This window comes from Streptomyces sp. NWU339 (assembly GCF_003143855.1).
Taxonomy (GTDB): Bacteria; Actinomycetota; Actinomycetes; order Streptomycetales; family Streptomycetaceae; genus Streptomyces.
On record NZ_QFRK01000127.1, the window covers coordinates 1 to 7,089 of the forward strand.

The 7,089-nt window shown below is 66.7% G+C and carries 7 protein-coding genes and 2 pseudogenes; 6 read left to right on the forward strand and 3 right to left on the reverse strand.

Going from position 1 to position 7,089, the window contains the following annotated elements:
- Positions 1–110, forward strand: a pseudogene (locus DIZ27_RS49150) (MerR family transcriptional regulator); the annotation flags it as partial.
- Positions 111–217: 107 nt separating this feature from the next.
- Here DIZ27_RS49150 and DIZ27_RS43845 read toward each other — a convergent pair.
- The gene (locus tag DIZ27_RS43845; protein ID WP_109383837.1) at positions 218–487 is read right to left on the reverse strand and encodes a hypothetical protein; all 270 of its coding nucleotides are present in this window, start codon (positions 485–487) and stop codon (positions 218–220) included.
- A 670-nt stretch (positions 488–1,157) separates the two neighbouring features.
- Here DIZ27_RS43845 and DIZ27_RS43850 point away from each other — a divergent pair.
- Complete coding sequence (locus tag DIZ27_RS43850) at positions 1,158–2,831, forward strand: DUF262 domain-containing protein (protein WP_109383838.1); 1,674 nt, start codon at positions 1,158–1,160, stop codon at positions 2,829–2,831.
- Positions 2,832–2,968: 137 nt separating this feature from the next.
- Here DIZ27_RS43850 and DIZ27_RS43855 read toward each other — a convergent pair whose 3' ends face one another.
- Both DIZ27_RS43855 and DIZ27_RS46425 read right to left on the reverse strand, forming a co-directional pair.
- Positions 2,969–3,760 carry a calcium-binding protein gene (locus DIZ27_RS43855; protein ID WP_109383839.1) on the reverse strand — a complete coding sequence of 264 codons (792 nt, stop codon included), beginning with the start codon at positions 3,758–3,760 and terminating at the stop codon, positions 2,969–2,971.
- Positions 3,761–4,914: 1,154 nt separating this feature from the next.
- Complete coding sequence (locus DIZ27_RS46425) at positions 4,915–5,235, reverse strand: hypothetical protein (protein WP_181384024.1); 321 nt, start codon at positions 5,233–5,235, stop codon at positions 4,915–4,917.
- Positions 5,236–5,349: 114 nt separating this feature from the next.
- Between DIZ27_RS46425 and DIZ27_RS43860 the strand changes: the two are divergent.
- The 4 genes and pseudogenes from DIZ27_RS43860 to DIZ27_RS43870 all read left to right on the forward strand — a co-directional run.
- A pseudogene (locus DIZ27_RS43860) lies at positions 5,350–5,938 on the forward strand (Tn3 family transposase).
- 98 nt (positions 5,939–6,036) lie between these two features.
- Positions 6,037–6,486 (forward strand): hypothetical protein, encoded by a 450-nt coding sequence (locus DIZ27_RS45475; protein ID WP_146229147.1) that lies wholly within the window; start codon positions 6,037–6,039, stop codon positions 6,484–6,486.
- 51 nt (positions 6,487–6,537) lie between these two features.
- Positions 6,538–6,843, forward strand: a complete 306-nt coding sequence (locus DIZ27_RS43865) for a transposase (RefSeq protein ID WP_109383840.1) — start codon at positions 6,538–6,540, stop codon at positions 6,841–6,843.
- A partial coding sequence (locus tag DIZ27_RS43870) for an IS3 family transposase (RefSeq protein WP_146229148.1) occupies positions 6,840–7,089 on the forward strand: 250 nt, incomplete at its 3' end. The genes DIZ27_RS43865 and DIZ27_RS43870, both read left to right, overlap by 4 nt.

Here is a 7,089-nt window from a genome sequence, read left to right on the forward strand (position 1 = left end):
AACGGCTGGCGGTCCTCAACGAACGGATCGCCGCCCAGACCGAGGCCCGCGACCGACTGGAGGCCGCGTTGCAACAGGCAACCGGTGGTCGGATCCGCCCAGTGGCCTGAACGCCCACCTCGTCGCAGAAGCCGGAGAAGCCTGGAGTCGCTACGCTCCCCACGGCCACTCACGGTGACCACGAGCCCTCACCGGCCAAGGAATACGCGACTCTCGATTACGCGAGGTCGCCAGTTTCACGCCCCAGGAACACCGGATGGTCCCCGGCGAGGAGCGGGAGCTGCTGGAGGCGTACGCGGACGTGCCCGCGATGGAACTGGCCGACACTCTGGCCGGCGCCGCCCGGCGGCTGGCCAGCGCCCTGACCGCCGGGCTGCCCGCCGACGGCGTCGACCTCGGGGTCGTGGCGCGGATCCCGGTCGTCCTGGCGGCCCGCGCGCGGCAGGCCGCCCCGGCCGCGCAGGCCCTGTACGGCATCCCGGACCATCGCTTTGAGGCCCCAACCGCTGCCGTCATCGGCCTGGCCGCCGATCCAGCCCCGTCGCGTCCCGAGGTGCAGGCTCCGTACCCAGGACCGTCACGTGACGATTCGGTGCCGTCCTCCCCGCAGCCTGCCGGCGCACCGGCGAAGCCGGCACCGGCCCGGCGCAAGCGGCTGTCGCAGAAGGCGGCCCGCGCCGTCGCGGACAGCGCCCGCCTGGTCAAGGGCGCGGACCACCGCGACACCCACCGATGGAACCTGATCGCCGAGGACGGCACGGTGCTGGGCTACGTGGAGCCGTCGTACGGCGGTACCGGCCGGACCGGGCGCAACGGCTGGAAACCGCCTCGCCGATTCCCTCGCTGCCAGCGGTCCGTACAAGACGCGCGAGGAGGCCGCCCTGCAGTGCGCACTGGCCTGGATCCGCGTCGCCACCGCCCCGCTACGACGCACCCTCACCGTCGACTGAGCCACGGACCCAGGACAGGGCGGCTGCCGTGGTGTCCGACAGGACACGTACGCGGAAGTTCGGTGTCCTACCGCTCAGGGTCTCGGGCCTCCTCGACAAGAAGGCCCGACCGACCTGCAGGAGACGACCCGAAGCGCCCCCTGGGTCCCAAGCCAAGCTCGCAGGACTCCTGGGACACAGCGTCAACGGCTCCTACATCATTGGGGCATGCAGCAACTCGAGGCGCAGGAAGTGTCCCTGCACAAGGTGTTCAGCAGCGACTACGACTTCAAGATCCCGGACTACCAGCGGCCGTACGCCTGGGACACCGAGCAGGCCGTCCAGTTGCTCACCGACTTGGAGGAGTCGCTGGACAGGGGGACGGACGAGCCGTACTTCCTCGGTTCCATCGTGCTCGTCAAGGCCAAGGGCAACGCGCCCGCCGAGGTCATTGACGGCCAGCAGCGTCTCACCACCCTGACCATCCTGCTCGCCCTCCTTCGCGACCTGACGGAGGACCCGGATCTGGGCAACGATCTCGATAAACTGGTCACAGAGCCTGGCAACAAGGTTCGCAGGCTCGCGCCCAAGCCCAGGGTGACCCTGCGGTTCCGCGACGCCGGCTTCTTCCAGCAGTACGTCCAGACAAAGGGAGCCACCGAGGCACTGCGGACCCTGAAGGAGGAGGCGCTGCCGACGGACGCGCAGAAGGCCGTCCTGCGCAACGCGAAGGCACTGCACGCGATACTCGCCGACTGGTCGGAGGAGCGCCGGCTGGATCTCGTGCAGATGCTTGGCGAGCGCACCTTCCTGGTCATCGTCAGCACCCCCGATCTGGACAGCGCGCACCGCATCTTCAGCGTCATGAACTCCCGAGGCATGGACCTCTCGCCCACGGACATTTTCAAGTCGCACATCATCGGTCCTCTGGACGAGAAGACCTCGGAGGAGTGCGCCCGCAAGTGGGAAGACGCGGAGGAGGCCCTCGGCCGAGACGACTTCGCCGACCTCTTCCTCCACCTGCGCATGGTGTTCGCCATGAAGCGGGCAGAGCGGGAACTGCTCAAAGAATTTCCCGAGCAGGTGCTCAGCCACTACCTGCCCGGCAAGGCCGAGTCGTTCGTCAACGACGTCGTCGTGCCGTACGCGGACGCCTACGTGCAGATCCGCGACGCCAGCTACTCGGCGCCCTCCGGAGCGGAGCAGGTCAACGCCTGGTTCAAACGCCTCCAGCAGGTCGACAACAACGACTGGCGGCCCGCGGCCCTGTGGGCGCTGCGTAACCACGGTGACGACCCTGCCTGGCTCGACGAGTTCTTCGGCGCACTGGAGCGGCTGGCGGCCAGCATGTTCGTCCGTCGCGTCTACACCACTCCCCGCGTCACGCGTTATGCCGACCTCCTGCGCGAACTCGACGCCGGTAAGGGCCTGGACGCGACATCTTTTGCCCTGACGGATGCGGAGAAGGCCGAGACACTCGCGCGCCTGGACGGCGACATCTACCTCGTCACCAGGACCCGCAAGTACATTCTGCTGCGCCTGGACGAGATGCTGGCCGGAAAGCCCGGGGTCTCGTACGACCACGCCCTGATTACCGTCGAGCACGTGCTACCGCAGAACCCGAAACAAGGGTCGCAGTGGCTGCGGCACTTCACCGACGAGCAGCGCGGGGAATGGACGCACCGGTTGGGCAACCTCGTCCTGCTCAACCGGACGAAGAACGCCTACGCCCAGAACTACGACTTCACCGAGAAGAAGGCCAAGTACTTCACCGGCAGGCACGGCGTCTCTACGTTCGCCCTGACCAGCCAGGTGCTGCAGCACCAGGAGTGGGTGCCGGAACTGCTGCAGAAGCGGCAGCAGCGGCTCCTGGGGCTGCTGGCCGACGAGTGGGATCTGTAAGAGCCAGCGACAGCAGGGTCAGAAGGGGTTTCCTCCCAGGCCGGCCCTTTGTTGTTCCGAACGCCGGGCCGTTCGCAGACAACACGGCACCGGGCCTCGGCTGAGGGGACCCGGCGCCGTGGATGCTTCATCGTTGCTTACTGCACGTCGACGAAGTCACCGGCGGCCTTGACGGCCGGGGTGGTCGAGGTGCCCTCGAAGTTGAAGCGGTAGTAGCCGTCGACGGAGGCCTTGACCGTGGTCTTCAGGTTGCCCGTCGAGTTGGTCTTGAGGGTCTTGAGGGTGGTGTAGGTGCTGGAGTTCTTCTTGCGGAACTGCAGCTTCACCGCCTGGTTCGTGTAGCCGGCGTACTTGTAGGTCTCCCAGTTGGCGCGGGTCAACTTGCCCGTGACGGTGATCGTCTTGTTCTTCTTCACCGGTTCCGGCGAGGCGTTGACCGTCAGCCTGGAGTTGCGCAGGACCTTCGCCTTGGCGGCGGAATCCTTGGTGAGGTAGTCACCGTCGTTGGCCAGGACGTGGGCGCTCACGGTCCAGGTCCCGGCCGTGGTGTTGTCCTGGGGGTGGATGCGCGGGTTGATTTTCAGCGCGTGGGTGCAGGTGGTCTTGGTGAAGCTCTGACGCACGCACTTGCCCGCGACGTCGTCGGGGCCCACGAGACCGTAGTAGTCGCCGTTCGGGAGGGGCGTGTGCCACATGACCGGGAAGGTGTTTCCGGTCTCGATGCCCGAGTCGTCCGTGGCGGTCACCGCGATGGTGAACGTCTTCACGTCCGTGGTCCCCAGGACGATGTCCTTCCCTTTGTTGACGACCACCTTCGTGATCCTGATGTCGCCCGAGAAGACATCCGCCTGGGCGGCCCCCGGGGTGGTGAGCGCGGACAGGGCGAGGGCCCCGGCGAAACCTGCCACGACGGTGGTGCGGTGATGCATGAAGGCGTTTCCCCCATGTTCCAGCGCCTCGGGAACGTCCCGAGGCGCAGCTGACGTTGCCCACCCGGTACGCGGGTGTCACGAACATGACCATCGGGTCGCGGGAATGGTTGCCCATCGATCACACGGCTGCCAGGACGAGCGCGGGGCTCACGCCATCTTCCGGCCCCGGAACGGTTCAGCCCAGGCCACATCCGTGCTGGTCAGCGATTAGGCACATCATGCCGAACGGCACGATCAGCTGTCGACGAACTTCGGTGTCGACGACGCTGCCGTCCTCGAGCGCTGGCGGGTACTCGACGGCGAACAGGCTCTCGTCGAGGCGCTCGGCGAGTGCTGACAGATCGACGGGCTGCTCGTCACAACGTCGGCTGGTTCCGGGGCACGCCCCTCAGTGCCGAACGGCGCGTGTTTGCCGCGAGCAGTTCGGCGCCTGCAGCAGCTTGTGAACGTGCCGACAGAGGACAGGCCAACGGAACGACGGCCTGTGGACTCACTCGAAGTGGTGGCTCGGCACTCGTCGTCACCATGCTGACTCGGTCACGCCCGCTTGATGCCGGCGCGACGGGCGCTGAGAACGGACCGCGCGCCCCTGACACGCCTTTGCATCACATGCCCGCGCCCTGCAGGCCAGCCAGCCCGCTTTGACCACCTGTCCGCGCTCCTGGGCGAGATCGGAGTCCCCGTTGCGGCCACCCGCGGTGCCGCCATCCAATAGCAGCTCCTCGAACTACCTGCTCCCGTCGTCGCTGATGCTCTCGGCTACCACGAGAAGGCGGCCCTGGAATCCTAGCCCAGACACCAGTCGCAAAGTAGGTCGTGGGCAGCCGGAGGGGCTCCGTTTCGCCGGCGGTGTGGTCAGAGTGGGTCGGCCCGTTCCGCTACCGGCCGACGGCTGTGGGCCGGTAAGGTGACGCCCAGGCCCTTTCTCAAGCTCACCGGCCCCTGGCTCAGCCGGGGACTGGCCAGTTGAGAGGGGAAGTTCCTTGAACAGTGAGAAGCAGCACCAGTGGTTCCGCCTTCGTCGCGGAGCCACGAAGGTCGCATCCAGCGTGGTGACGGGTGTACTCGTCCAAGTCATCGCCCACTGGCTCGGCCTGTAACACCGAGGAAGGGCTTAGGGCCACCCGGGGAGTACACCGGGCCCCGCCCTCTCAATAGTCGCCGTCAAAGCCCCACACGTCGAGGGTGTCGCCATAGCAGGCCGGGCACATGCACCGGCAGGAGTTCTCCCGACCCGTGCACGGTCCCGGCCGCCCCTTCTCGCCGTCCTGATGCGCCAGCCCTCCCGGGCAGTACGGGCCCAGCTCGGGGCAGACGGCCACGGCCATCTCATGGGTGTCGCACCACGTCGTCATGGCGGTTGCCAGCTGGCCCTCGCCCGCGACGCGGCCGAACGCGGCTGGGACCGTGAGGTCGAACGCCATCGCTGCACCAGCGAGCGCATCGAGAGACTCCTGGCCGACCTCGGCCAACCGGTCAACGAACCGCACGACACACCGGAGACATGATCAACTTGAACTGTCCACATAAAGTCGGAGATCGGGTTCGGCATCACCCGGTTACTGAACTTCGACCTGCTGCCGCGCATCAAGCGGATCAACAAGGTCAAGCTGTACCGGCCCGTGGCCGGCGAGGCGGACGCCTACCCGCGGCTCGCCCCGGCGCTGACCCGCCCGATCCGCTGGGAACTGATCGCCCAGCAGTACGACCAGATGACCAAGTATGCGACGGCGATCCGTACCCGGACCGCGTCGGCCGAGGCGATACTGCGCCGCTTCACCCGCAACGCCTCCCACCCTACCTACGTGGCCATGCTGGAGGTCGGCCGCGCCCAGAAGACCATCTTCGTCGCCCGCTACCTGCGGCTGCGCGACCTGCAGCGGGAAATCGAGGAGGGCCTGAACGTCATGGAGTCCTCCAACGGCGCCAACTCCGTCATCGCGTACGGCAAAGGCGGAGAGATCACCTCGAGCCGCCGACGAGCAGGAGATGTTCGTCCTGTGCCTGCGGATCCTCCAGTCCGCCCTGGTCTTCGTGAACACCCTGATGCTCCAGGACATCCTCGGCGAACCGGAGTGGGCCGACCTCCTCACGCCCGCCGACCGGCGCGGCCTGACTCCACTATTCTGGTCCCACGTGAGCCCTTATCTGGACGTTTTGTGTGGCTGTGACTGAACCGTTCTTGAGGTTCACGAGCGCTCAAAGAGTCTTACTGGCACCCTCTTCTTGTGGATGCGGGGACTTCAGCGGTTCTGGGTGCCGGGGTGGGAGTAGTGGGAACAACCCTGGCAGCGATCATTGCCGGGATAGCGGGGCAGCGGCAGGTGCGAGCTGAGCATCGTCACTGGCGTCGCCAGCTGCGCCGTGATGCTTATGCCGCCTTCACGGTCAAAGCTGATGAGGTCTATGAGGCACTGCGCGGTGTCAAAGCTGAGTTAGCCAGGCCAGGCCATGATCTCGACGGGCTGCGCGGAGCTCTTGACGAGACCCGCAGGTTGGTTCGAGGGGATTTGGTCGATGCTCAGACTGCCGTCGAGCTTGAAGGGCCGGAGGAACTGGCCCGCATGGCTGGCGAGTTGACCAAGTCTCTGTCGGCCTGCGTCGCAGCGATTCAGGCGAGAATCATTGGTCGAGAGGGCAGTGATGCGCTTGGGGCGAACGAGTCGCATCGCATCCGGCGTTTCCTCAACCATGCATCGAACAAGCGTGAACCTTCCCCTTGATCGTGGACACCTGGAGACTGGGACGTGAGGTTCCAGAGGAAGTAGTGCCGGGTGGGAAGCAAGAGCAACCGCAGCAGGCGGTACACGGAGGAGTTCAAACGGGACGCGGTCGCGCTCGTTCGCTCCTCGGGGAAGACCGTCACCGAGGTGGCCCGGGAGATCGGGGTCAGCGCCGAGGGACTGCGGAACCGGGTCAAGCAGGACACGATCGACCGCGGGCAGGGGGCGCCGGGCGAGCTGACGACGGCCGAGCGCGAAGAGCTGCGCCGGCCGCGGAGGCTGGCCGCCGAGCAGGCCGAGACGATCGAGGTGCTGCGAAAAGCGGCGGTCTTCTTCGCGAAGGAGAGCGATCGATGAACGAGGTGTACGCGTTCATCGAGGCGGAGAAGACCACCCATAACGTTGCTCTGTTGTGCCGGCTGCTGAAGGTGGCCCGCTCCTCCTTCTACGCGTGGCCGGCCGGCGAGAAGACGCGCTCGGCGAGGAAGGCCGCCGATGACGCCCTGGCCCACGAGATCACCGTGCTGCACGTCGCCTCCAAAGCCACCTACGGGGTGCCGCGCATCCACGCCGGGCTGCGTCGGCTCGGACACCGGGTGAACC